Source organism: Actinoplanes rectilineatus (genome assembly GCF_000962825.1).
In the GTDB taxonomy this organism is placed as follows: domain Bacteria; phylum Actinomycetota; class Actinomycetes; order Mycobacteriales; family Micromonosporaceae; genus Actinoplanes; species Actinoplanes rectilineatus.
Genome location: NZ_JZKF01000121.1, coordinates 1 through 22,888 on the forward strand (window position 1 = coordinate 1; position 22,888 = coordinate 22,888).

A 22,888-nucleotide genomic window follows, 5' to 3' on the forward strand; every position below is an offset into this window, starting at 1 on the left:
GACCGAGTCGGTTCTGGAGACCACGTCACACCATCCCTTCTGGGACGCGACCACCGGTGAATGGAGCGACGCCGCCGACCTGATCCCCGGCGAGTCGACTCTCACCGGCCCGGACGGTGAACTCCAGTACGTCACCGACGTCCGCGAGCACACCGGCCCGAAGGTCATGCGCGACCTCACCGTCGCCGAGATCCACACGGATTATGTAATCGCTGGCGTCGAACCGGTCCTCGTACACAAAAACAGCGGTCCGGAAGTCGCCGACGATGATTTCTGGGACCTCATGAACCGTGCGGACGACCTTTATGACGGTCGAGTTGAAGAAGAGGTCAACGGTTTCTGTGGCACTCGTATGGAATATGACTGGAGGGAAGGATCAGCAAGGGGCCTACGAGACCTGGATCGCTTGTGAAGGCCCTCACATGCCAGGAAGCATCCGAAATTCGATGCGAAAAGGTGAGAATTTCAAGTTCGGCACTGAAGGCGCCGAGGCAAACATCGTTGCCAAGTTAGGGCCAAATCATATTCTGCTCGGAATAGCGTCTAGCACTCGGATTTGCCCGGGCTGTGCCAGCAAATTGAAAGGCGTGCCTGGAATGGTTCCGAGCTCGATTAATGGGGGTGAGCAGGACCTGCCGAAATATACTAAATGGCGTGTGGCGGTGAATTCCATGTTCCATCGTCGGAGGTAGAGGGTTCGCTGGTGATTCACGAATCGAGTGACGCGCTTTGTCTAATTCGTTTGGTGCCGTTACTGGACGCGCTTCGTTCGCCGTTGGCAAGTCGGTACAATGTGGTGTTGGAAAATGTGCGTCGGGGAGGGGTTCCGCCCGATTCGACTATCATCGATCTGGACGGCTATTGTGAAGCGGTCGATCGAAGCGGGGATGATGGCGGGTCAAGTCGGGTGCAGGCAATAATCGCCTCAACTGCGATCCGAGCCTCAGGTTTCTCGCTCGGGAGGCTCTCAAGAAGGGATGCGGTTCGTTTCGCTGCTGACGACGCGTGGCGGGCGTTCGACTGGGAGCTTTACAAGGTGGGATGGTTGCAGCTATCAGGCGATGAACCTGATTCCCGTTCGTTCCAATTGCGAGAGCAAGCGGCGCAAGACCTCGATGACCTGGCGCTAGCAAACATCAGTAGTTCCCCTAAGGGTATGACGAACCGCCTGCTGTCTCTTGAATCGGAGAATGCTGCGCTTCGGCATCAATTGTTCGGCTTGGTACGCGATCTAGGGTGGACCCCTCAAGGTCCTTGTGGGGGGCAATGTGACTGGCCGGTATGCGCCTCAGGCCTTATCGATTGTGTTCATGGGTCATGGAGGCAGCAGGCCGTTGGAGCGGTTCTTCGCCGGAAGCATGGTGCTGCCGCAAGAATCTGGTACGTCCAGATTCGTTTCAGGAAGCGCGATAAATCCGCGCCCGTAAACTCCATGATTGAAGTTGGCGTGGACGGTCGCGAAATGCGTAAATTGGAGTTCTATAGAGACGGGATCGTTGAGAAGGTCGGAGGTTCGGATGCCAGACGGGAGGTGTTTCCGAGCGACTTACTAGTTCCTCCTTTGAGTGAGCTAGAAAGTCGCGACGACATTTTTGTCAAGGAGATCTCAAAGGATCATTTCGAAGAAATGTGGGTGCGGGCTGCAGCGCGATCCGAAACCTCCACCGGGCAGTGGTAGCTGTGGTTCGGGCTTCTGTTTTTCCAGTCAAAGGGCAGGCGGCCGACCTGTGTGACATGTGGCATGGCGCGGGTGCCTGAATTTAGTAGTCGGAGTCGATTGAGGCTGACTGGGGCAGGCGCCGATGTTGCATCAGCCACCCGAAGGTTCGCTCGACCACCCACCGACGCGAGAGGACGTGAAAATCCTTCTCCACGCCCCGGTGGGCCGGCCTGCTCGTCGTCGCCATCGACGGCACCTGCCTCGACGTACCCGACAACCCGGCCACCCGCACCGGGCTGGTGACGCTGAGTGCCGACGGCGTGGTGAAGCGTTGGAATTTGGTGACCGGTGAGTTGCTGAGCATCCTCGACTCACCAGGAACGTTGGCGATCTGTGGAGGGCTGCTGAGTAGCGGACGGCGGGTGGTGGTGACCGCGGGCCGAGATCTCTTTCCGTGGGATGCCCAGGTGGGTGAGAGGCTGCCGCTGTCCATCGAGGGAAAGGGGAATCTCGGCGCCGTTGCAGGCGTGGTTCTGGCGAACGTGGATGGCAGGGATGTGCTGGCGGTCGTGACCGGCTCGCGAGAGATTGTCATGTACGACGTCAACAGTGGTGCTCGAACAGGTTGCCGGATCGATGCTCATGTCGACGACTTCTCGGAGTATCGAGGGCGGGTGTGGGGTGGTCGCTGCGGCCGACCCAAGCCGGCGATGGTGGGTGGAATGCTGGCGGTGCCGACAAGATGGCGAATTCATCTGTGGGATTTCATGAGAGGGGAACCGGCGGGGCCGCCGCTGTCGGGACCTGTACATAAGGCGGTACTGGCGTCACTTCGATATGACGGTCAGGACTGGCTGGTGACGGGGTCGGCCGAAGACGGAATGCTCGGCTTGTGGAATCCGAAGGTTCCAGATAGGCAGTTGGCGGGCAACGAGGCTAAAGTCGTCTTGCTGGACGCGACTGTTCCTGGGGTGGTGGTCTGTGCTGATGATGGTGGCACGCTTATGGTTCGCCGATCCGAAAGTGGTGTTCTGGCCGGCCAGGTGACACACACTGGCATTCCGGGATTCAAATCACTGGTCGTCTGGGAGGACGAGCAGAACGTGATGGCCGGGACCGGGGCGGGGTCTACCAAGGCTTCTCACCGGTGGCTGCAGCGGTGGAATCTCACGAGCGGTACCGAGATGACTCCATCTATCGAATTAAGCGTTCCGCAAATCAAGGATTTGGCCATAGCCGTGGTGCGTGGTGAGCGGGTGCTGGTGACGGCTGATCGCGGACTCCTGCAAGTTTGGCGGGCAATCGACGGCGCGCTCCTCGACGAGGTCCGGAAATATGGGGGTACGTTTCGATTGCTGACGAGGGTGGTCGACGGAGATCCGGTTGCAGTGATATCAGCGGTTGGCCGCCCTCCGGAGATATTCCGTCTAGACGACCTGAAGGTGCCGCCCGAATCTATTGATCGTCTCGACGGTTACTTCGTGGAGGCTATGGATGGTGACCACTTTTTGGTGGGAAATTTCGCTGATCGAGCCGGAGGTCGGCGAACAATGTGGGCCTCTGGCCTTACGGGTGAGCCGGTCGGCCCGGATTTGATTGGTCCGCCGGTCGTTTCGTTGGCGATCGTTTCCTGGCCGGCTGCCTATATCGCCCGCGACGACGGAACTGTTTCCCTTGTTGATGTCGAATCCGGTGATCAGTTGTGTTCTCCTCTGCAGTTGCCCGAGTCGCCAAGTAGTATTGCAGTTACCGAAGATGGCGACCTCCTCGCCGCGGTTGGCAATAATGTGATTCGAACCAGGCCACCACATGGTTGGCCTGAGCGGGCCCACTGAGTCAAATGCGCCTCGGCTGTGAGGGCCGGAATCAATGAGTTATTTCTATCCTGAGTTGGTTGGGTTATTGACGTGGCGCACTGAACGGTGTCCGGACGCTGCCGTGGGCGCCTTGGTATGCCTTGTCGGTGAACGTCATCACCTTCGCGCCGGTCAAGGCCTCTGCGACGCGCAAATTGCGACGTCGTCCTACCTGTGGTCCGGGCTACGCTGCTGCTTCCGGTCGGAGGAGGCGCGTGGTGTGGGACGGGGACTTCGATGTTCGGGAGGTGGTGGCCCACCTGCCGGCGGGGGTCGTCTCACTCGACGATTTTCGGTGGGGTGACAGGGTCGCCGGTGATGGGCGGCTCGAGGAGATACGGGCGGCGTTGGAACGGTTGGGTGACGACGACCCGGCCGTAGTGGACGCGGCGCTCGGCCGGCTGCGTGCCGCGACGAAGAGCGAGGGCAACACCGGAGTCTTCGGGGTTGGCGTGGTGCCCGAACTGCTGCGGAGCGCTGCGGTGCGGAGCGGTCATCGGCGGGCCGAGATGCTGCAACTCGTCGGCGACCTGGCGCGGATGGACACTCTCCGCCTGGAGTTGCGGGCCGAGATGCTTGCGGTGACGCGCCCGGAGGAGGTCTGGGACTCGTGGGGATACCGGGACAGCTGGAATGCCGAGGCAGTGCGGACCGTGCTTGGGCGCTACACCGGGCTTCTGGCCACACTTCTGGACGACCATGATGCGGGGGTACGAGGACGCGCCGCCTACGTGCTGGTCAGTGCCGTGCCGGTGGAACGGGGGCGGGAGGCGCTGCTCCGGGCGCGGCTGACGGTCGAGTCGGACGACACCGTGCGGATGATCCTGGCGCTCTGCATCGCGCAGCACCGGGCCGGGCAGGGGGACACGGCTGGTGCGATCGCGTGGTCGCGGTCGCTGTGGTCTGCCGAGGCAGTAGCTGCCGGCGTCCGGCTGGGTGGAGCGGTCGCCGAACTGTGCCTGACCGTGGGACGTGCGCCAGCCGCGCTGCTGACGTTCGTGGACGGCGTGGCGACCGAGCCGGCCGTCGAGGAGATGGTGCGGTCGTTGCCCTGGATCTGGTGGGTCGCCTACCGGGAGCGGGGGATCGTGGGCTGGTGGCGGGACCTGCTCCGGGGCGCCGCCACCGGGATCGAGCTGATCGGTCTCGGGTGGGGGACGGCGGAACCCGTGGTGCTGCGGGACGTCTGGTGCCTGATGCGCCTTCACGCGCTGCTCGACGCGCTCGGGTCGCCGCTGTGCGGTCCGGTGGAGGAGACCGTACGCGGCCTCCTCGGACCGGACGGGGTGGCGGACGACGTGCTGATCAGCCTGGACGAGTTCGAGGAGGCGGTCGGGCACCTGCAGGAGTACGACCGGCCGGACTATTTCCAGAGCGTGATCGCCGGCATCGCGGTGAACGCAGCCGGGGCGGCGCCGGCGCGGATGTCGGTGGCGGTCACGGTTCCGGAGTGGGCGGCCGGGATCTGGGAAGCCCTCGACAGGTTGGTGCGGCACACGGATCTGATCGCCGACTGGGCGGACCGCGAGCGGGCGGATCAGGAGGACGACCAGAGTGCCTTGGCCGACGCGGCCCGGGATCCGGCGGCGATCACGTCGCGGTTCGCCGCGGTGGCGTCGTCCGCCGAACTGATGACTCGCCGGCTCGCGGGAGTGGTGCGGGCGCTCGGATGGCAGTCGACCGGGGCCTGTCACGAGTTGTGCGCATGGCCGGTGTGTGAACCCGCGGCGGAGAACTGTGTGCGGCACCGGTTGTTCCAACCCCAGCAGACGCTGGCCGCCCGGCTCCGGCGACGGCACGGGGCGGAGCCGCAACCGTGGTACCTGACCGTGCACCACTTGGGGGCGCGGTCGAGCGGCGATCCGTTCGAGACTGCGGTCGAGGTCGGGGCGGACGGGTACGAACGGCGGAAGGTCGTCGGGTTCCGGGGCGGCCGCAAGGTTCGGGTCGACCGGGACCATCCGGCACGGGACGGCGTGGTCCTGCGGGCGGAGCCGGTGCCCTCCTGGGCGGAGCTCACGAACGACCCGGCAACCGTGGCCGAGGAGGTATGCGCGGATATCTTCGCGCTGCGCTGGGCGCCGGACGACCACCCGCTGTCGGCTACCTGGTGAGACGGGCGGGAACACCGCTGCCCTCTCCCGGCAACCGGGCCGGAACGGGCTCGGGAGTGGGAGAGGGCAGGTGATGCGGTACTGGGGGAGCGGTCAGGCGAAGAGCTTGGCGGCGGTGATCAGCGTCTGGATGATGCCGTAGCCGAGCAGGACGGTGACCAGGAGCCAGGAGGCGACCAGTCGCGCGGTGGAGGTCTTCATGCGGGGGTCTCCTTCTTCTTCTCGGCCTCGGTCTCGGCGTCTGCCTTCGGCTCGGCCTCGGCCACTGCGGCCTCGGGGGCCTTCGGCTCGACCTCTGCCTCGGGCTTGACCTCGGCGGCCTCGGCTACCTCGGCCTCGGGCTCAGCGACCTCGGCCTCGACGGTCTCAGGCTCAGCGACCGCGACCGCGGTCTCGGTCTCGGTCTCCGCAGCCTCAGGCTTGGCAACCTCAGCGTCGGCCACGGGCTCGGGCTTCGCTTCGATGACCTCGGCCTCAGCCTCAGCCTTGGCGGTCTCGGGCTCGGGCTCGGCGACCGGGGCCGCCTCCGGAGCGGCCGTGGGCAGCGGGCCCGTCGGCTCGTGGAACTTCGACGGGACCGGCTTGACCAGCAGGTTGGCGATGAAGCCGATGGCCAGCACGCCGACCATCGTCAGCAGGGCCGGCTGGTACGCCGACGCCGTCAGGGTGCCGGGCTTGCCCTGGCTGTCCAGGAAGCCGTTGACGATCAGCGGGCCGGCGATGCCCGCCGCGGACCACGCCGTCAGCAGGCGGCCGTGGATGGCGCCGACCTGGAACGTGCCGAACAGGTCGCGCAGGTACGCCGGGATCGTCGCGAACCCGCCGCCGTAGAACGACAGGATCACGCCGGCCAGCAGGACGAACAGCGGGATGGCGTTGCTGCCGACGGTGGCCAGCAGCAGGTACATGACCATGCCGGCGCCCAGGTAGATCATGTAGATGGGCTTGCGGCCGATGATGTCCGAGGTGGACGACCAGACGAAGCGGCCGCCCATGTTGAACAGCGACAGCAGGCCGACGAAGCCGCCCGCCGCGGCGACTGCCACGGCCGAGGTGCCGTTCTCACGGAAGAAGTCCTGGATCATCGGGCTGGCCTGCTCGAGGATGCCGATGCCGGCGGTCACGTTGCAGAACAGGACGATCCAGAGCAGCCAGAACGAGCGGGTCTTCACGGCGTTCGCCGCGGAGACGTGCGCGGTGGTGATCATCGGCTTGGACTTGACCGTCGAGGGGTCCCAGCCTTCGGGGCGCCAGCCGGGTGCCGGGACCCGGATGGTGGCGACACCGAACATCATGATCACGAAGTAGGCGGCGCCGAGCGTCAGGAACAGCAGCAGCAGGGCGTGGCCGGAGGCGACCGAGGTGGCCACCGTCGGGTCGTAGCCGCTGTCGTAGAACGAGAGCAGCTGGCGGGACGCGGGGCTCGCCAGGAGCGCGCCACCACCGAAGCCCATGATCGCCATGCCGGTGGCGAGTCCGGGGCGGTCCGGGAACCACTTGATCAGGGTGGATACCGGGGAGATGTAGCCGATGCCCAGGCCGATGCCGCCGAGCACGCCGTAACCCAGGTAGAGCAGCCACAGCTGCTGGGTGGCGATGCCGAGAGCACCGACGAGGAAGCCGAGCGCCCAGAAGCAGGCGGAGACGAACATGGCCTTACGCGGGCCGTTCTTCTCGACCCAGGTGCCACCGACGGCGGCGGACAGGCCCAGCATCACGATCGCGATGCTGAAGATGATGCCGATCGCGGTCTGGCTGGCGTCGAAGTGTGCGATGAAGGAGTTCTTGTAGACGCTCGTCGAGTACACCTGGCCGATGCACAGGTGCACGGAGAGCGCTGCCGGCGGGATCAACCACCGGCTGTAGCCCGCCGGGGCGGTCGTATGTTCACGGTCGAGGGCGGTGAGTAGAGACACTCGGCGCCTCCCTTGTTTTACCTGGTAGGGGGAGCGATCGAGCGCATTCGATCATAAAATGTGGTGTTACGCCAGTTCTCAACCTGAAGCCCGGATTACCGATCGGGAGGTCGCACCATCACGACTTCCTGGAGGTGGGGTCCATGGCGGGTAAACCCGCGCTGCTGCGTAGCCGCGGCGTGGCCATCACGGCGGGCGCGGTCGCGCTGATCGCCGCTGTGGTGACTGCGCTCGTGCTCAACTCCGGCCCGGCGGCCGCGACCTGGAAGACCCTCAACGGCACTCCCACCTGCGACTGTGTGCTCAAGAACAGCGAGGACAACACCTACCGCGCGGTCTTCGGTTACACGGTCGGCGGAAGCGTCACCGGCACCATCGCGGCGGGCGACAACAATCAGGTCACGTTGGCCGGCGGCACCACCACGACCGAGGCGGACGTGACCACCAAGTTCAAGCCGGGTACGCACAAGGCGTCGTTCGCGACCGGCTGGGTCAGTGCCACGACGACCGTCACGTGGAAGGTCGGCGGCAAGAGCGTCTCCGCCACCTGGAAACGGCCCACCTGCGGCAACGACGTCAGTCTGCCGGCCGGCGGCAACGGCTCGGGCCCGCTGATCGTGCTGGCGTTCGCCGGTGTCGCCGCCGTGGTGGTGACCGTGTGGCGCCGGCGCCGGGCGGCGGCCGGCCCTCGATGATGCGCAGCGTGCTGGCGATCGGGGCGCACCCCGACGACATCGAGCTGGGCTGTGGGGGCACCCTCGCCGCGCACCGGGCGGCGGGGGACGCGGTGACGATGCTGGTGATCACCGGCGGGCAGAACGGTCCCGGGCCGGTGGGGTTCCGGCGGGCGGAGGCTGAGGCGGCGGCCCGGAACCTGGACTGTCTGCTGCGCTGGGGGCCGCTGGAGGACTGCGCGGTGGCGCCGGATGCGGCGACCGTGGCGGTGATCGAGGCGGCGATCCGGGACACCGATGCTGACGTGGTGTACGTGCACGCACCGGACGATTCGCATCAGGATCACCGGGCGGTGGCGGCCGCGGCGATCTCCGCGGCCCGGCACAGCCGGCGGATCCTGCACTACCGGAGTCCGTCCACGACCCGGTTCGAACCGTCCGTCTTCGTGGACATCTCCGCGTACCTGAACAGGAAGATCGACGCTTTGGCCTGTCACCACAGCCAGGTGGAGAACTCGGCGATGGTGGACCCCGAGGTGGTGGCGGCCTCGGCCCGGCATTTCGGGGCGCAGGCCCGGGTGCGGTACGCGGAGGCGTTCGTCCCGGCGCGGTTCGTCTGGGATCTGGCCCCACCGATCGTGGCACCTTTGTCGGAGATTTCGGGACTCGAGGCCCGGGTGGCGGTATGAGCTATCGGGGACGTCATCATCGTGTGGCGTCCCCGACCCACTTCCGGTGGGGTTTGGCGCGACATGCCGCCATATTCACCATCACCTGCGCATTTTTCGGAGTAAACCCGACACTTGCTGGCATCGCCACCGTCCTCAACATCGTCTTCCTACTCTTCTTCTTCCGTCACCTGGGATTCGCGATCGCCGCCGCCCGCTGGGCCGAACGCGACATCAACGCACCTCTGATCGGCGCCTTCACCCCGTCGGTCGCCGTCCTCGTCGCCTGCAAGGACGAGGAACTCGTCGTCGACGGCATGGTCGCGGCCCTGCTCGGCCTCGACTACCCCCGCGACCAGTTGACCGTGGTCGTCGTCGACGACGCCTCCACCGACGGCACCGGCGACCGCCTCGACGCCTGGACCGTCGTCGACCCCCGCCTGCGCGTCCTGCACCGCGAACCCGGTGCCGGCGGCGGCAAGTCCGGTGCCCTCAACGACGCCCTCGCCCTGGTCGACGCGGAGATCGCCGTCATCTTCGACGCCGACCACCAGCCCGAACCCGACGTGCTGCGCCGCCTGGTCCGGCACTTCCGCGAACCGAAGGTCGGCGCGGTCATGGGCCGCTGCGTGGTCCGCAACGGCATCGAGTCGCCGCTGGCCGGCACCATCTTCATCGACTACCTGTCCGGCTACCTGGTCAACGAGTACGGCCGGCAGGCCCTGTTCGAGCTGCCCGCCTACGGGGGCGCCAACTGCGCCGTCCGGACCACGCTGATCCGCGGCCTGGGCGGCTGGAACCCGCACACCGTCACCGAGGACACCGACCTCACGCTGCGGTTGCTGCTCGACGGGTACCGGGTCCGGTACGACCCGTCGGCCGTCGACTTCGAGGAGGCCGTCCTCTCCTCCCGGCGATTCTGGAAACAGCGGTACCGCTGGGCCCGCGGACACCAGAAATGCCTGCGGGACTATTGGCGCCCGATTCTGCGCACCCGTCATCTGACGCTGATGGAGAAGCTCGAGTCGATGCTGTTCCTCTGGGTTTACCACGTACCCGTGCTGTGTGGTCTGGGTCTGCTTTTGATCCTGCTCCGTGCGGTCGGGATCGGTGGCTCGTCGCCGATGCACATGGTGGCCCTGTCCGCGTTGCTGTTCGCCGGGCCGTTCACCGAGCTGGCGGTGGGGCTGGTGCTCGGGCGGGTCGAACGCCGGGCGGTGTGGATGCTCGTCGGGTTCATCCCGGCGTTCGGCATGTCGATCCTGACCGCGACGGCCGCCTACTTCGACGGGATGTGGGGCAGGGCCTACAGCTGGTCCAAGACCGCCCGATCCGGTGCCACCTCCACGATTGCACCGATCGCCCGCGCGGAGGTCGCCGAACTGGGCACACTGAGGGAAGCGGCGTGATGAGCGCGACTGCCCGCCGGCGCCGGCTCGTCCTGCTCGAGATGGCGGTTGCGGTCGCGTTCTGCGTAGGCGGTTATGTCCTGTACATCGACCCGGTCCGGCGTTTCGAGGTCACGCTGGCCTCCTCGATCATCGAGTTGATGGGCGTCGACCGGATCTCCGGCGCGCTCGGCGACTCGTTCGTCGTCTTCGGCCCCGGGTTCGAGCCGGTGGTGGCCGAGATGACAGGTTCCTGCTCGATCCTCGCCAGTGTGCTCGCCCTGGCGGCGCTCGCCCTGGTGGCGCTCCGGGAACGGCCGCAGGCACTGGCCGGTCTGGCGGTGGCGAGCGTGTTCGTCCTGGCCGCCAACCAGGTGCGGCTGATCCTCTCGCTGCTGGCCGGCCGGTATCTGGCGGTGGACGCGCTGGTGTTCTTCCACGACTGGGTCGGTGCGGCGCTGAACTTCGCGTACACGCTTGTCGGTTTGCTGATCATGATCGGAATGACGATGTATGACGCGGAACGTGCCGAACAGGATGCCGCCGGCCGGCACACGGCGGACCGTCCGACGGCGTGGGCGCGTCCGGGCCTGGGGCATCGGATGACCGCCGCACCGGTCGACGAGCAGGCCGCCCCGATCGTGGAACCAAGGGTGCAGAAGGTGCAGATCGCCGCGATGATGCACCGCCGCCTGCTGCCGAAGGCCCTCTCCCGCCGTCTCGCCAAACGCCGCGAGCAGCGCCGCATCGACTACCGGGTGGGTCACGAGGAACCCGCCCGCCGGGTGGCGATCATCCGGGAGCTGGCCGAGAAGGGTCTGGGGGTGCACACCGCGACGCTGCTGGCGGTGGCCACCTACGAGACCGACCCGATGGTGCTGGACGCGCTCGCCGACGCGGTGGCGGCCCGCCAGTGGGAGCCGGTGGCCGGCGCCGACGTGATCGCGGTGCGCCTGTGGGCCCGGGCCTGGCTGATGCGGCCGACTCATCAGGAGATTCCGGATAGGCCGGACAGCGGCCGGCTCATCGCGGTCACCGGCGCGGGCGGTCCGGCCGGCGTCGCGGTGATCCGGGCCCTGCAAGCCCGCGGCGACCGGATCCTGGCACTGGACGCCAACCCCGACGCGGTCGGCCTGCGTCTGACGGCCCTGCAAGCGGTCCTTCCCAAAGCCGACCATGCGGGGTACGCGGAGAAGCTCCTCGAAGTAGTCGACCGGCATCGGCCGTCAGCCCTGGTCTGCACGGTCGCCGAGGAGTACGGCGCACTTGCCCCGCTCTGCCCGCGACTGGGCGAACGCGGCACCCTGACCTGGCTGCCGGACCTGGCCGCCGCCGAGAGCTGCCTCGACAAGGTCGCGTTCGCGCAGGTACTGCACGCCGCCGGGGTCCCGCACCCGGCGACCGCCTGGACCCTGGCCACCATCATGAAGGTCCCCGGCCCGTGGGTGATCAAGCCGTCCCGCGGCCGGGGCAGCCGCGACGTCGTGCTGGTGGACCACCCCGGCGACCTGGCGCACGCGTTCACCACCGTCCCCGGCGCGATCGTGCAGACCCGCCTCGCCGGTCGCGAGTTCACCGCCGACGCGCTGGTCGGCCGGGACGGGACCCTGCTGGCCTGCGTTCCGCGCTGGCGCGACGAGACCCGCGGCGGCATCTCGGTCCGCGGCACCACGTTTACCTCGGTCGCGGTCACCGAAGTGGTCGCGGCGACCCTGCGGGCGGTCGGCCTGACCGGGCCGGCCAACGTGCAGGGGTTCGTCGACGACGACGGCGAGGCGACCGTCGTGGAGGTCAACCCGCGGTTCTCCGGTGGCCTCCCACTGACCCTGGCGGCCGGCGCCGATGTGGTGGGCACCTACGTCGACGGCATCCTCGACCCGGACGCCGACCTGCCCGTCCTCGGCTTCCGCCCGGACGTGCGGATGGCCCGGCACTTCAGCGAGGTCTACTACACCGCCGACGGCACACCCGTCCCCGACCCGCTGGCCGACGGCACACCCGTCCCCGACCCGCCGGCCGGCGGCATGCCCGTTTCTCTCCCGCCGGCCGTGCCCGCCTCCGACCATGCGCTGACGACCGTTGTCGGGCCGGCCTCCGAACTGGCCGGCGTACCCGCCTTCGCCTTCGCCCACGCGACCGACGGCGCCGGCCGATGAACCGCCGCATCGTCCTGGCGTTCGGCACCCGCCCCGAAGTGATCAAACTGGCGCCGGTGGCCGCCGCCCTGCGCGCCGCCGGCCACCGGGTCCTCGCCGTCGACACCGGCCAGCACGCCGACGCCGCGATGAGCGCCGACGTCCAGGACACCCTCGGACTGACCGCCGACCTGCGGCTCACCCTGCCGCCCGGCCCGGACCGGCTCGGCGCCCTCGTCTCCGGCGCGGTCCGCACCCTCGCCGCCCACCCCGCCGACCTGGTGCTGACCCTCGGCGACACGCACACCGTCCCCGCGTACGCGCTGGCCGCCCGCAACACCGGCATCCCGTTCGCGCACCTCGAAGCCGGCCTGCGCAGCTTCAACCCGCGCAGCGTCGAAGAGGTCAACCGCCGGGTCGCCGCGGCCACCGCGCAGATCCACTTCGCGCCGACCGCCCGGGCCGCCACGTTCCTCGCCGACGAAGGCGTACCCGCGCGCCGGATCTTCGTCGTCGGCAACCCCGTGATCGACACCCTGCGCCTGCGCGGGGTCACCCCGGTCCCACCGGCCGTGCGCACCGGCGTGCTGGTGACCGCGCACCGCGCCTCCAACGTCGACGACCCGGACCGGCTGGCCCGTCTCACCGACCTGATCGGCCGGCTCGCCGAGATCGGCCCGGTCCGGTTCCCGGTGCACCCGCGGACCCGGGCCCGCCTGCGCGAGCACGGCCTCGAGGCCCGGCTGGCGACCGCCGAGGAACCGCTGCCGTACGACCGGCTGCTGCACGCGCTCGCCCACGCCAGGGTGGTCGTCACCGACTCCGGCGGGCTCCAGGAGGAAGCCGCGTACCTCGGCGTGCCGGCCGTCGTGCTGCGCCGGTCCACGCCACGATGGGAAGGCGTGGAGACCGGCGCCGCCGTCCTGACCGGCATCGGCAGCGACACCGAGGCCGACCGGGCGCTACGGGCCGCGCAGCGCCTGAGCACCCCGGACGAACTGGAACGGATCGCGGCGCTGCCCTGCCCGTACGGCGACGGCCACACCGGCGGGAAGGTCGCGGCGATCCTGGCGGACCCGGCCCTCGACCCGCTGCTCGCCCTGGACGAGCCGGACTACACCGACGGCACGCTGCCCTGGACCGTGGCATGAACCCGGCCCCGGCAGGAGTGGTCGTCGACCTCGACGACACGATCTTCCCGCAGTCCTCCTACCTGTACGGTGCGTCCCGCGCGGTGGGACGGGCGGGGGCGGTCCTGGCGGGACTCGACCCGGTCCGGCTGTCCCGCCTGGTCCGTCGCCAACTCGTGGCCGGTTCGGACCGGGGCGGCACCATCGACCGGGCCCTCGGCGACTACGGACTCGACGCCGACGAGGCCACGGGCCTGGTGCCGGCCCTGGTCGCGGCCTTCACGACCTATCGTCCGCGGCGGCTGCCGGCCTATCCGGGAGCACTGACGGCACTGGCAGCCCTGGCGGAACGCTTCCCGGTCGCCTGTCTCACCGACGGCAACCCGGTCATCCAGCGCGCGAAACTCGCCGCGACCGGGCTCACCGGATTCTTCACGGCGGTCGTCATCACCGACGAACTGGGCGGCCGCACCCACCGCAAACCGCACCCGTCGGGCCTGCTCCATGCGGCTCAGGCCCTGGGCGCGGACCCGGCCGACCTGGTCGTCATCGGCGACCGCCCCGCGAAGGACACCGCCGTCGCGGCGTCGCTGGGGGCGCGTTCGATCCGGGTGTGCACCGGCGAATACGCCGACGTCCCGGACGACCCCGCGGCCACCGTCGTGGCCGCGGACCTGCCGGCGGCTGCGGCTCTGTTGATTTCGTGACGCTCTTCGGCGTACGCGTGAAGGCTCACCGGCCGCAACCGGGTTCCATGGCTCACGAGACCGTCCGCACAGGGGCCTGGCGGGCGGTGGGTCAGGGGCGTGGGGTGGGCAGGACGGACAGCTCGGGGATGTAGGCGTCGTTGCGCATGTCGAGGACGTTCAGGATCAGGTCTGCCAGGGTCTCCGGCTGGATGCAGTCGGCCGGGTCGAACGGGCGGCCGAACGCGGAACGTACCTCGCGCAGCAGACCCGTTGCGGTGCCGCCCGGGAAGACGGAGGTCACGCGTACCCCATGCGGGGCCTCCTCCTGCCGCAGGGCGTCGGCCACCTCGCGGAGCGCCGCCTTGCTCGCCGTGTAGGCCGACCAACGGGGCACCGCGTGCAGGCCGGGCGTCGCGTTGACGAAGACGACGTGACCGGCCGCGGCACGCAATGCCGGGAGGTACAGCCGGGTGATCTCTGCGGCGGCTGCCACGTTGACGGTCAGCGTGTCGTGCCACAGCGGGTACGACGATTCCGCGACCGGGGCCACCTCCGCGATGCCGGCACAGTGGATCACGGCATCCAGGCGGCCGAGCCGGGGCAGGGACTCCGCGAAGCGGGACGGGGCGCGCAGGTCGACCACCAGCGGCGTTGTCCCGGGCGCCGGGTCGTGCCGTGCTGGTGATCCGTCGAAGGCCGGCAGCGGAGTCATTCCGGGCACCGCGTCGCACAAGGCCTGGAGCGCGGACCCGTTACGGGCGGCGGCCAGGACGGCCCAGCCCCGATCCGCGGCCGCCCGCACCAGCGCGCCACCGATCCCGCCCGTGGCGCCCGTGATCAGAACGGTTCGGGTCATGGGCGGGCCGTCAGTCGGCGCTCTCGCGGCTGGACCGGTGGATGGTGCGCTCGTTGAGGCGCGCGCCCGGGAACGTCCGCTCCAGCGCCTTGCGGGTGGCCGGCCAGCTGTCCAGCTCGCCCAGCGGATAGGAAGCCAGGCCGGCCTGCAGGCTCACCCGGGTCAGGCGGTAACTCTGCGGGTTCTCGCCCTGGAACCAGCCGGTGGTGTGCACGACCCGGATCTGCCGGATCCGGTCCGGGACCAACGATTCCACGGTGTCGTCGGCCCGCCGGAGCCACACGATGCCCGGCCTGGCCGGGTCGGTCCACATCCGTACGACGGTGCGGTAGTGCCGCCACCAGGAGCGGATCGCCAGGGCCGCCCAGATCAGGTGGGCCAGCACGACGAGGGCCGTGACCGGGGCGGCGACCGTGATCGACGAGGTCAGCAGGAACAGGTCGAGCGGCACGAAGCAGGAGAGGGCGAACAGGTAGACGTCGCGGGCCACCCATCCGCCGGGACTGGTCTGGCTCCACAGTTCGCGTTCTCCCGCTGGCCCCATGTCGTCCATCATCGATGCCCGGACCGGGCTCGCACCAGCGCCTCCGAGTCGGGTAGACGTCAGCCGCCGGTGTTGACGAACTCGGGATGATCCAGAAGGAATTGCGGGACGGTGTTGGTGCGGACGGCGGTGAAGAAGTCGGCGACCTCGGGTTCGAACTCCTCGCCGGCGTACGAGCCGTTGACGGAGACCCCGTGGCCGGGCAGGGCGACGGTCACCATGTTCTGGGTGCGCAGGTGCCGTAGTGCCACGGCCCATTCCGTCACGTCGTGGCCGCCGCCGGAGAAGGTCAGCGACTTGCCGGCCGCGTCCATCACCCGCAGCAGTTTCGACGGGTTCGTCACCATGTCCTTGCTGAGTGCCTGCTCGGCTATCGCCCGGATGAACTGCTGCTGGTGGCGCTGGCGGTCGTAGTCGCCGTTCGGCAGGTGGTACCGCTGCCGGACGTAGTCGAGCGCCTCCCACGCCTGCAGGTGATAGGTGCCGATCTTGTACACCTTCTGTTCCCCGTAGTAGGGGTGGTCGCAGGTGTTGTCGGCGCAGTGGGACAGCCGGTCGCGGGGTTTGCCGTCCGGTTTGAGGTGTTCGGAGGGGACCTCCTGGTCGACGGTCATGGTGACGCCGCCCATCGCCTCGACGATGTCCTTGAAGCCGCCGAAGTCGATGATCGCACCGGCGTCGAACTTCTTGATCCCGGTGACCTGGCCGAGGGTCTTCACCAGGTGCTGGAAACCCTGGTTGGTGTCCGGCAGGTCGGAGCCGGGGACCCGGCTGCCCAGCGACATCGAGCCGTTGATCTTGCCGTGATGGGCGCTCAGTTCGGCCTTCTCCGAGGCGGGGATCTGTACGTACAGGTCGCGGGGGATGGAGAAGATGTACGCCTGGTCGAGCCCGGCCGGGATGTGCGCCACCAGGATCGAGTCGGAGCGGGGCGCCTCGGTGGCGTTGCGGGGGTCGATGCCGACCATCAGGATGTTCAGCGGCCCCTCGATGTCCGACTCCGGCTCTTCCGGGCCTTTCGCCGGGACCTCCACGAAAAGGGTGTCGTCCTGGACTGATCCGATCCGGGCATACACCGCCTGCTCGGCGGCGAGTGCGCCGCCGCTCGCCAGCATGAGCAGGAGACCGGTGATCAGATAGAAGACGATCCATAGCGGAAAACGGTGTTTCGTGGTTTCTGACACGTGACTCTCCCCGCGCGGCACGACCTCGCGCATGGTCGCACAGTGTGTCAACCGCACTGCCGCCCCGGCGCCGATCGTGGCCGGGGCGGCAGTGCGGTCCGGTTATCCGTCGATACCGTGCACCGGCGGTACGACCAGGGTCCGGTTCTCCGGCGTACCCCCGAGGACGATCTCCCGCAGCGCCGAGTTGTTGGTCGTGCTCAGCTCGGCCAGCCGGTTCTCCGGGTTGGCGAGGACCTGGATGTGGTACGTGCCGTTCGGCAGATCGGTGATCTCGAACGACTGTCCCGGCCGGTACTGGCTGTAGGTGTCACCGTTGCCGATGTCCAGCACCTCACGCACCGCGACCACGGTGTTCGCCCCGCACGACGTGGACAGGTCGGTGTTGTCCGGCCGCCACTTCGCGTTCGGGATGGTGTAGTCGACCGCATCCGTGTTGGCCAGGCAGAACGCCTCCTTGCCGCTGCGCACCGCGAGCGACTGGTCGGCGTTGAGCAGGTTGTACTGCGCGAAGTCGGTGAAGTGCCAGTGCATGTGACCCTCGCGCGGGTCCCACTCCATGGTGCCCGCCTCCTTCGACCCCACCTGGTTGCCCTTGGCGTCGAAGAAGTACTGGTAGGCGTCCATCAGCTCGGTCCCGGAACGCCGGAAACCGTCCACCAGCAGCGGCGACGTGCCGGCGTTCCACACGGTGGCGCCGAAGTTCACGTACCACTTGCCGTCGGCGTCCTCCTCCAGCGCGATGTCCCACGCGGGCAGCGACCGCAGGTCCGGCTTCGGGCCGCTGGGCACCGCCGCCAGCGTCGACGGGCGTTTCGCCGGGGCACGGAACTCCGGCAGATAGGACGAGACCTGCCGTTCCGCGTCACCCTCGGCGCTGTGCAGGTCGTGCTCGCCGGCCGGCGCCGCCTGCGGGTCCTCGGCCTCCGCCTGACGTTTCGCGGCGAGACCCGCGCCCTTGCCGTCCTCGCCCTCGACCACCGACACGTCGACGGTGAGTGACGACGTGGTGATGCCGAACAGATCCCGGTAGACCGGGTTCACCGTCGCGGTCGCCGTGTAGTCACCCGGCACGAGGTCGAACGTCTCCTGCTGCGGCACGTCCGGGACGGCCGCGTTCCAGCCGGCCTGCACGCCCCACACCGCGCCGAGCGTGAACGGGTTGTACCCGCCGCAGTCCCGCGGGTAGGGGTTGGTCGCCGGGGCGTCCGGCCGGGTCCGCGCCGAACTCCAGGTGTTGCCGCAGAACGAGGTCGTGTACTCGGTCACGACCTCCCCCGATGCGTTCGCGATGCTGATCGTGGTGAAGTCCTTGAGACCGTTGAAATCGGTCACCGTGCCGGCCGGCAGGGTCACCCACTTCTTCTTGCCGTTCTGGGTCACCAGGCGCTCGGCGACGATCGGCTTGTCGTACCCGCTGCGCTTCGCCCGGATCTCCAGCGGGTCGGCCCCGGCGATCACGTGCAGGCCGAGGTCGAAGTTCAGGTAGACCTCGTCCTCCCACACGAACCTCTCGGCGGTCACCGCGGACGTCGCGGCGACGAACGAGAGCGGCGGCGGCGTCGCCGCCCAGGCCTGGGCGACACCCACACCGGCCGCGGTGAGCGCCAGCGTGCTGCTCACCGCGACCATGGTGAACAGGCGTTTCTTCGGGTCAGCCATGTGATCCTTCCCGGTTGGTCGGCCGGCGGTGTTCCGGCCGCTTCCGGGCCATCGAAGGCGATCGACTGTGAAGTTCCTATGAGGACAGAACCGGTTGGCACGATCTGGGGAGGCCGGTCATTCTCCTTCAGGGGTACGCGGAAACGACCGCGTCCCCACCCACGCCGGCCCTCACGGACTCCCGGAAGGCGATCGGTGTGACGCCGGTCCGCTGGTGGAAGTACTTGCTGAAGTTGGTCGCACTGCTGAACCCGAGCCGCGTCGCCACCCGCGCCGCCGTATCGTCCCCGTGCGCCAGCAGCCGGCGCGCCTCCAGCACCACCCGGCGGTCGATGAACTCCTTCGCGTTCACCCCGGCCGCCGCCTGCGTGGCCCGGGACAACGTCCGCGCCGAGTAGCCCAGCAACCGCGCGTACTCCTCCAGCCGGCGGCTGCTCGCGTACCGGCGCTCCACCGCGTCCCGGAACCGCAGGAAGGCATCCGCCGGAGCGGGCGCCGGGGCGCCGGCGACCGGCCCGGCGTGCGCCAGGCGCAGCACGAACGCGGCCAGCAGATGACGCAGCACGTCCTGCTGCGCGTCCAGCGGCAGCCGTCCCGGATCGTCGAACGTCGCCGCCAGGTGGCCGAGCGCCGCGGTCAGCCGGCGGTGCTCGTCGCCGGCCGGCCGCAGCAGCACCGGGGCGTACGGGTCGTCGAGCCGGGCCGCCGACGCCGGCTCCGCGCCCAGGAAGTCCGGCCGGAACAGCACCAGCGTGCCCTCCGCCCCGGACGGGTCGCCCCACTGCTGCACCTGGCCGGGCCGGACCCACAGCCACGAACCGGGGGAGAGGTCGTGGGCGGTGAAGTCGACGGTGTACCGCAGCACGCCCGTCCGGACCGTCAGCACGTGGTGGAACGTGGGGCGCTGCAGCGCGCCGAGCACGCCGCCCGCGGTCCGCTCCCGCAGCCGGCCGAGCCCGACCACCTCCATCCCGGCGGCGATCCCGGCCGGGGCGGCGAACCGGATCTCCGGAATCCCGGACGGGGCGTGTCGGTTTTTGACCATCACGGGTCGTGATCGTACCCGGCTGGGGCCCCGGGGCGGACCTAGCGTGGTCGCTGCAGGACATCACCACCGAAGGGGCACCGCATGACCACCACGCTGCTCCACGAGTACCGCGCCCTGATCGACCTCGACGAGGTGTTCCGTCCGGCGGCCGAACCCGCCCCGGCGGCCGCCCACGACACCCTCGTCGGCGAGTTGCTCCCCCTGCTCGCGGCCGGCAGGGCGATCCCGGCCGCCGGCGACGCGGGGAGCAGACGGGCGCTGCTGCGCGCACTGCTGACCGTTCGCGGACCGGGACCGCTGCCACCGGACGCGGTCCCGAAACTCGACGCGCTGCTCGGCGGTGAACGGCAGGCACGTCACACGGTGGACGCGGCCGGTCTGCCGACGATCGCCGACGCGTACCCGGGAACGGGGTACCCGGCCGCCGAACGGACCGTCCTCTGGCAGGGCGACATCACCGCGCTGCGAGCGGGTGCCGTGGTGAACGCCGCCAACGACCGCCTGCTCGGCTGCTTCCAGCCGGACCACCGGTGCGTCGACAACGTCATCCACGCCGCCGCCGGCCCGCGACTGCGCGCCGACTGCGCGACGATCACCGGCACCCGGCCCGGACCGGAACCGTCCGGAACGGCGACGATCACCCGGGGCTACCACCTGCCGGCCGACTACGTGATCCATACCGTCGGGCCGATCGTGGACGGTCCGCTGCGGCCGGGGCATGTGCGGACGCTCGCTCACGCGTACACCAGCTGCCTGGATCTCGCGGCAGAGGCCGGTGGCATCCGCACCCTGGCCTTCTGTTCGATCAGCACCGGACTGTTCGGGTTCCCGGCCGCGCGGGCCGCCCGGATCGCGCTGGACACCGTCGCCGCCTGGCTCGCCGCCCGGCCCGGCCTCCCGCTCCGGGTGATCTTCGACGTCTGGAGCACCGCCGACCTGGACCACTACCGCCACGCCCTGACCGAGAAGGATCCCTCATGACGATCACCGCAACAGTCGACACCATCCGCGACTGGCTGGCCGGCGCCGACCGGATCCTGATCGGCGCCGGCGCCGGACTGTCCGCCGCCGCCGGATACGACTACACCGACACGCGGCGCTTCGCCGAACTGTTCCCCGCGCTGCACCGGCGGGGACTGCGCGCCCGGTACGAACTGATCGGCGCCCCGCTGCCACCCGCGCTGCTCTGGGGATACTGGTCCACGCACGTCGCCGACGTCCGGTTCGGCCCCGGCCCGCACCCGGTGTACCGGAAGCTGCGCGACCTGGTCGGCGACCGCGACCACTTCGTGATGACCAGCAACGTGGACGCGCTGTTCGCCCGCAACGGCTTCGACGCCGACCGGGTCTACACCCCGCAGGGTGACTACGGCCGCTACCAGTGCGAACGGCCGTGCACCCGGGAGACCTGGGAGAGCCGCCCGATCGTCGACGCCGCACTCGCCGCCTACGACCCCGCCACCGGCGAGGTGACCGACCCGGACGCGATCCCGGCCTGCCCGCGCTGCGGCGGACCGGTGTTCCTCAACGTCCACAAGGGCCCGGAGTACATCCCCGACTTCCACCTGCCCGCCCGCGACCGCCTGCAGCACTGGCTGGCCGCCGGCGGACACGACGAACGCCTGCTCGTCCTGGACATCGGCAGCGGCTACAACACCCCGAGTGTGATCCGCTGGCCGATGGAACGCCTCGCCGCCGCGGCCCCCGGCGGACGTCTGATCCGGATCAACCGCGACCACCCGGACGTGCCGGCCACCCTGGGCGGCGACGCCCTCGGCGTCGCCGCTCCCGCCGACGTCCTGCTGGCCCGCCTCGGGTAAATCAGCGGCGGATCAGGGCCGGGTTCGGCAGACTGCCCGGCATGAAGTACCTGTACTTTTGGGGTCACCAGCCCGAAGCCGACGGCAGCGCCGGGGCCGGTTGCCTCAGCCAGTGGTTCCCGTCGTCGTTCACCGTCGACGGCGTCGTGTTCGCGAGCGCCGAGCACTACATGATGTGGGGCAAGGCCCAGCTGTTCGGCGACGCGGCGATGGCCGAGCAGATCCTGGCCGCCCCCCATCCCCACGCGGCGAAAAAACTCGGCGGCCGGGTGTCCGGATTCGTTCAGGAGACGTGGGACGAACACCGGGTGCCGATCGTGGTCGCCGGCAACACCGCCAAGTTCCGGCAGCACCCGGCGCTGGGGGCGTACCTGCTCGGCACGGGCGCCCGGATCCTGGTGGAGGCCAGCCCGATGGACCGCATCTGGGGCATCGGGCTGACCCGCGACGATCCGCGCGCCGCCGATCCGGCACAGTGGCGTGGCCAGAACCTGCTGGGCGTCGCGTTGATGCAGGTCCGCGACATTCTCCGCGAAAATCCCTGACAAATACCTATGATCAGTACGCGGTGAAGCCGCGCGTTTCCGCCGTCCCCGCGCGTTTCCGCCGTCCCCGCGCGTTTCCGCCGTCCCCGCGCGTTTCCGCCGTCCTTGCCGTCCTTGCCGTCCCCGCCGTCCCCGCTGTCTCGACCGGCAGGAGCGCGCCGCCATGAGGAACCCCACCCGCAGTCTCCTCCTCACCGTCGTTCTCGCTCTGCTCGTCGTCGCCCCGTCGGTGCGCGCGGCTGCGGGACCGCCGATCCCGCAGCCCGACGTCTACACCTACTACTCCCTCGAGTCGTTCAACATGCCCGGCCACTTCGTCCGGCACCGCTACGCACTCGGCGAGCTGACCACCGTCACGACCGACCTGGACCGCGACGACGCCACCTGGACGCTCGTACCCGGACTGGCCGGCACCGGCATCGCACTGCGGTCGAAGAACTTCCCGAGCTACTTCCTGCGGCACCACGCCGGCCGCCTGACAATGGACCAGTCCGACGGCAGCGCGCTGTTCCGCGAGGACGCCACCTTCCACCTCCGGCCCGGCAACGCCGCCGTCGGCGCCTCCTGGACGTCCTTGGAGTCCTACAACTATCCGGGCCACTACGTGCGCCACACCGGCTTCCACCTGTGGTTGACCGCCGACGACGGCTCCACCGCATTCGCCGAGGACTCCACGTGGGCCTTGGAACCCCCACTGGCCGACCTCCGCTGACCGGTTCGGTCGGCGTCTCGGGGCCCCGGGTGTGTAAAGACATCGGCTGACGTCCGTGGTGGGCCTGACGTCCGTGGTGGGCCTGACGTTCGTGATCGAGTGACGGGTGTGTCCGGTCGTAGGCGTGGACGGCTGTCGTTCCTGAGGGGCCGGCGTTCGTGATCGACCGCCGCGTTTGCGCAGCCGTCGCTGGTGGTGGTTTTGTGGGCCGCGTAGAGCCACTGGCGACGGCTGGGTGGGCTCGGCCGTCGTCGACGGTGGTGTAGGTGGTTCGGGGCAGACCGTGG

21 protein-coding genes and 2 pseudogenes are annotated in these 22,888 nt (G+C 69.1%); 14 read left to right on the top strand and 9 right to left on the bottom strand.

The features are described 5' to 3' along the window. Together WH85_RS42730 and WH85_RS51245 are read left to right on the top strand one after the other, a co-directional pair. The coding region (locus WH85_RS42730) for a hypothetical protein (RefSeq protein WP_045747911.1) at positions 1-412 on the top strand (412 nt) is incomplete at its 5' end. Positions 413-745: 333 nt separating this feature from the next. Further along, positions 746-1,678: a DUF6881 domain-containing protein gene (locus tag WH85_RS51245; RefSeq protein ID WP_157411579.1), complete on the top strand. Its 933-nt coding sequence runs from the start codon at positions 746-748 to the stop codon at positions 1,676-1,678. Between the two features lie 115 nt (positions 1,679-1,793). Here WH85_RS51245 and WH85_RS51250 read toward each other — a convergent pair. Continuing rightward, positions 1,794-1,880, bottom strand: a pseudogene (locus tag WH85_RS51250) (IS5 family transposase); the annotation flags it as partial. 79 nt (positions 1,881-1,959) lie between these two features. Here WH85_RS51250 and WH85_RS51255 point away from each other — a divergent pair. Continuing rightward, complete coding sequence (locus WH85_RS51255) at positions 1,960-3,495, top strand: WD40 repeat domain-containing protein (protein WP_157411580.1); 1,536 nt, start codon at positions 1,960-1,962, stop codon at positions 3,493-3,495. A 70-nt stretch (positions 3,496-3,565) separates the two neighbouring features. On the opposite strand, the pseudogene WH85_RS53505 reads toward WH85_RS51255, so the two are convergent. Beyond that, positions 3,566-3,655, bottom strand: a pseudogene (locus WH85_RS53505) (IS5/IS1182 family transposase); the annotation flags it as partial. Between the two features lie 79 nt (positions 3,656-3,734). Between WH85_RS53505 and WH85_RS47910 the strand changes: the two are divergent. After that, positions 3,735-5,630, top strand: coding sequence for a DUF6881 domain-containing protein (locus tag WH85_RS47910; protein ID WP_169792571.1), 1,896 nt, complete (start codon positions 3,735-3,737; stop codon positions 5,628-5,630). A gap of 93 nt (positions 5,631-5,723) precedes the next feature. Here the strand turns inward: WH85_RS47910 and WH85_RS54280 are convergent, their stop codons facing one another. Both WH85_RS54280 and WH85_RS42745 read right to left on the bottom strand, forming a co-directional pair. Then, entirely contained in the window at positions 5,724-5,831 is a 108-nt protein-coding gene (locus WH85_RS54280) for an MFS transporter small subunit (protein ID WP_425394694.1), read from the bottom strand. Further along, positions 5,828-7,546, bottom strand: a complete 1,719-nt coding sequence (locus WH85_RS42745) for an OFA family MFS transporter (RefSeq protein WP_245674339.1) — start codon at positions 7,544-7,546, stop codon at positions 5,828-5,830. The genes WH85_RS54280 and WH85_RS42745 overlap by 4 nt, the downstream gene beginning before the upstream one ends. 143 nt (positions 7,547-7,689) lie before the next feature. Between WH85_RS42745 and WH85_RS42750 the strand changes: the two genes are divergently transcribed. The 6 genes from WH85_RS42750 to WH85_RS42775 are packed head-to-tail and all read left to right on the top strand — an operon-like array spanning position 7,690 to position 14,248. Beyond that, entirely contained in the window at positions 7,690-8,241 is a 552-nt protein-coding gene (locus WH85_RS42750) for a hypothetical protein (RefSeq protein WP_045747913.1), read from the top strand. Beyond that, a complete protein-coding gene (locus tag WH85_RS42755; protein ID WP_245674340.1) occupies positions 8,205-8,909 on the top strand; it encodes a PIG-L deacetylase family protein in 705 nt (234 codons plus the stop codon). The genes WH85_RS42750 and WH85_RS42755 overlap by 37 nt, the downstream gene beginning before the upstream one ends. Before the next feature lie 53 nt (positions 8,910-8,962). Further along, positions 8,963-10,297 (top strand): glycosyltransferase family 2 protein, encoded by a 1,335-nt coding sequence (locus WH85_RS42760; RefSeq protein WP_245674341.1) that lies wholly within the window; start codon positions 8,963-8,965, stop codon positions 10,295-10,297. Then, positions 10,297-12,432, top strand: a complete 2,136-nt coding sequence (locus WH85_RS42765; RefSeq protein ID WP_045747915.1) for an exosortase/archaeosortase family protein — start codon at positions 10,297-10,299, stop codon at positions 12,430-12,432. Before WH85_RS42760 ends, WH85_RS42765 begins: the two co-directional genes overlap by 1 nt. After that, positions 12,429-13,562 carry a non-hydrolyzing UDP-N-acetylglucosamine 2-epimerase gene (gene wecB, locus WH85_RS42770; protein WP_045747916.1) on the top strand — a complete coding sequence of 378 codons (1,134 nt, stop codon included), beginning with the start codon at positions 12,429-12,431 and terminating at the stop codon, positions 13,560-13,562. The genes WH85_RS42765 and wecB overlap by 4 nt, the downstream gene beginning before the upstream one ends. Continuing rightward, positions 13,559-14,248, top strand: a complete 690-nt coding sequence (locus tag WH85_RS42775; RefSeq protein ID WP_045747917.1) for an HAD family hydrolase — start codon at positions 13,559-13,561, stop codon at positions 14,246-14,248. Before wecB ends, WH85_RS42775 begins: the two co-directional genes overlap by 4 nt. A 91-nt stretch (positions 14,249-14,339) precedes the next feature. On the opposite strand, the gene WH85_RS42780 is transcribed toward WH85_RS42775, so the two are convergent. The 5 genes from WH85_RS42780 to WH85_RS42800 form a co-directional block, all read right to left on the bottom strand. Beyond that, on the bottom strand, positions 14,340-15,086 hold the full coding sequence (locus WH85_RS42780; RefSeq protein ID WP_045747918.1) for an SDR family NAD(P)-dependent oxidoreductase: 747 nt from the start codon (positions 15,084-15,086) through the stop codon (positions 14,340-14,342). 10 nt (positions 15,087-15,096) lie between these two features. After that, the gene (locus WH85_RS42785) at positions 15,097-15,630 is read right to left on the bottom strand and encodes a hypothetical protein (RefSeq protein WP_157411582.1); all 534 of its coding nucleotides are present in this window, start codon (positions 15,628-15,630) and stop codon (positions 15,097-15,099) included. Positions 15,631-15,689: 59 nt separating this feature from the next. Next, on the bottom strand, positions 15,690-16,847 hold the full coding sequence (locus WH85_RS42790) for an LCP family protein (RefSeq protein WP_245674342.1): 1,158 nt from the start codon (positions 16,845-16,847) through the stop codon (positions 15,690-15,692). Between the two features lie 69 nt (positions 16,848-16,916). Beyond that, positions 16,917-18,476 (bottom strand): lysyl oxidase family protein, encoded by a 1,560-nt coding sequence (locus tag WH85_RS42795; RefSeq protein WP_045747920.1) that lies wholly within the window; start codon positions 18,474-18,476, stop codon positions 16,917-16,919. Positions 18,477-18,603: 127 nt separating this feature from the next. Continuing rightward, positions 18,604-19,521, bottom strand: coding sequence for a helix-turn-helix domain-containing protein (locus WH85_RS42800; protein WP_045747921.1), 918 nt, complete (start codon positions 19,519-19,521; stop codon positions 18,604-18,606). Between the two features lie 84 nt (positions 19,522-19,605). On the opposite strand from WH85_RS42800, the gene WH85_RS42805 reads away from it, so the two are divergent. From WH85_RS42805 to WH85_RS42820, 4 genes are all read left to right on the top strand, one after another. Continuing rightward, on the top strand, positions 19,606-20,505 hold the full coding sequence (locus tag WH85_RS42805; RefSeq protein ID WP_045747922.1) for a macro domain-containing protein: 900 nt from the start codon (positions 19,606-19,608) through the stop codon (positions 20,503-20,505). Further along, entirely contained in the window at positions 20,502-21,344 is an 843-nt protein-coding gene (locus WH85_RS42810; protein WP_045747923.1) for an SIR2 family NAD-dependent protein deacylase, read from the top strand. Before WH85_RS42805 ends, WH85_RS42810 begins: the two co-directional genes overlap by 4 nt. Positions 21,345-21,385: 41 nt before the next feature. Then, positions 21,386-21,889, top strand: a complete 504-nt coding sequence (locus tag WH85_RS42815; RefSeq protein ID WP_052721209.1) for a riboflavin biosynthesis intermediates N-glycosidase — start codon at positions 21,386-21,388, stop codon at positions 21,887-21,889. 163 nt (positions 21,890-22,052) lie between these two features. Next, positions 22,053-22,601 (top strand): AbfB domain-containing protein, encoded by a 549-nt coding sequence (locus WH85_RS42820; protein ID WP_052721210.1) that lies wholly within the window; start codon positions 22,053-22,055, stop codon positions 22,599-22,601. Positions 22,602-22,888 lie beyond the last annotated feature (287 nt).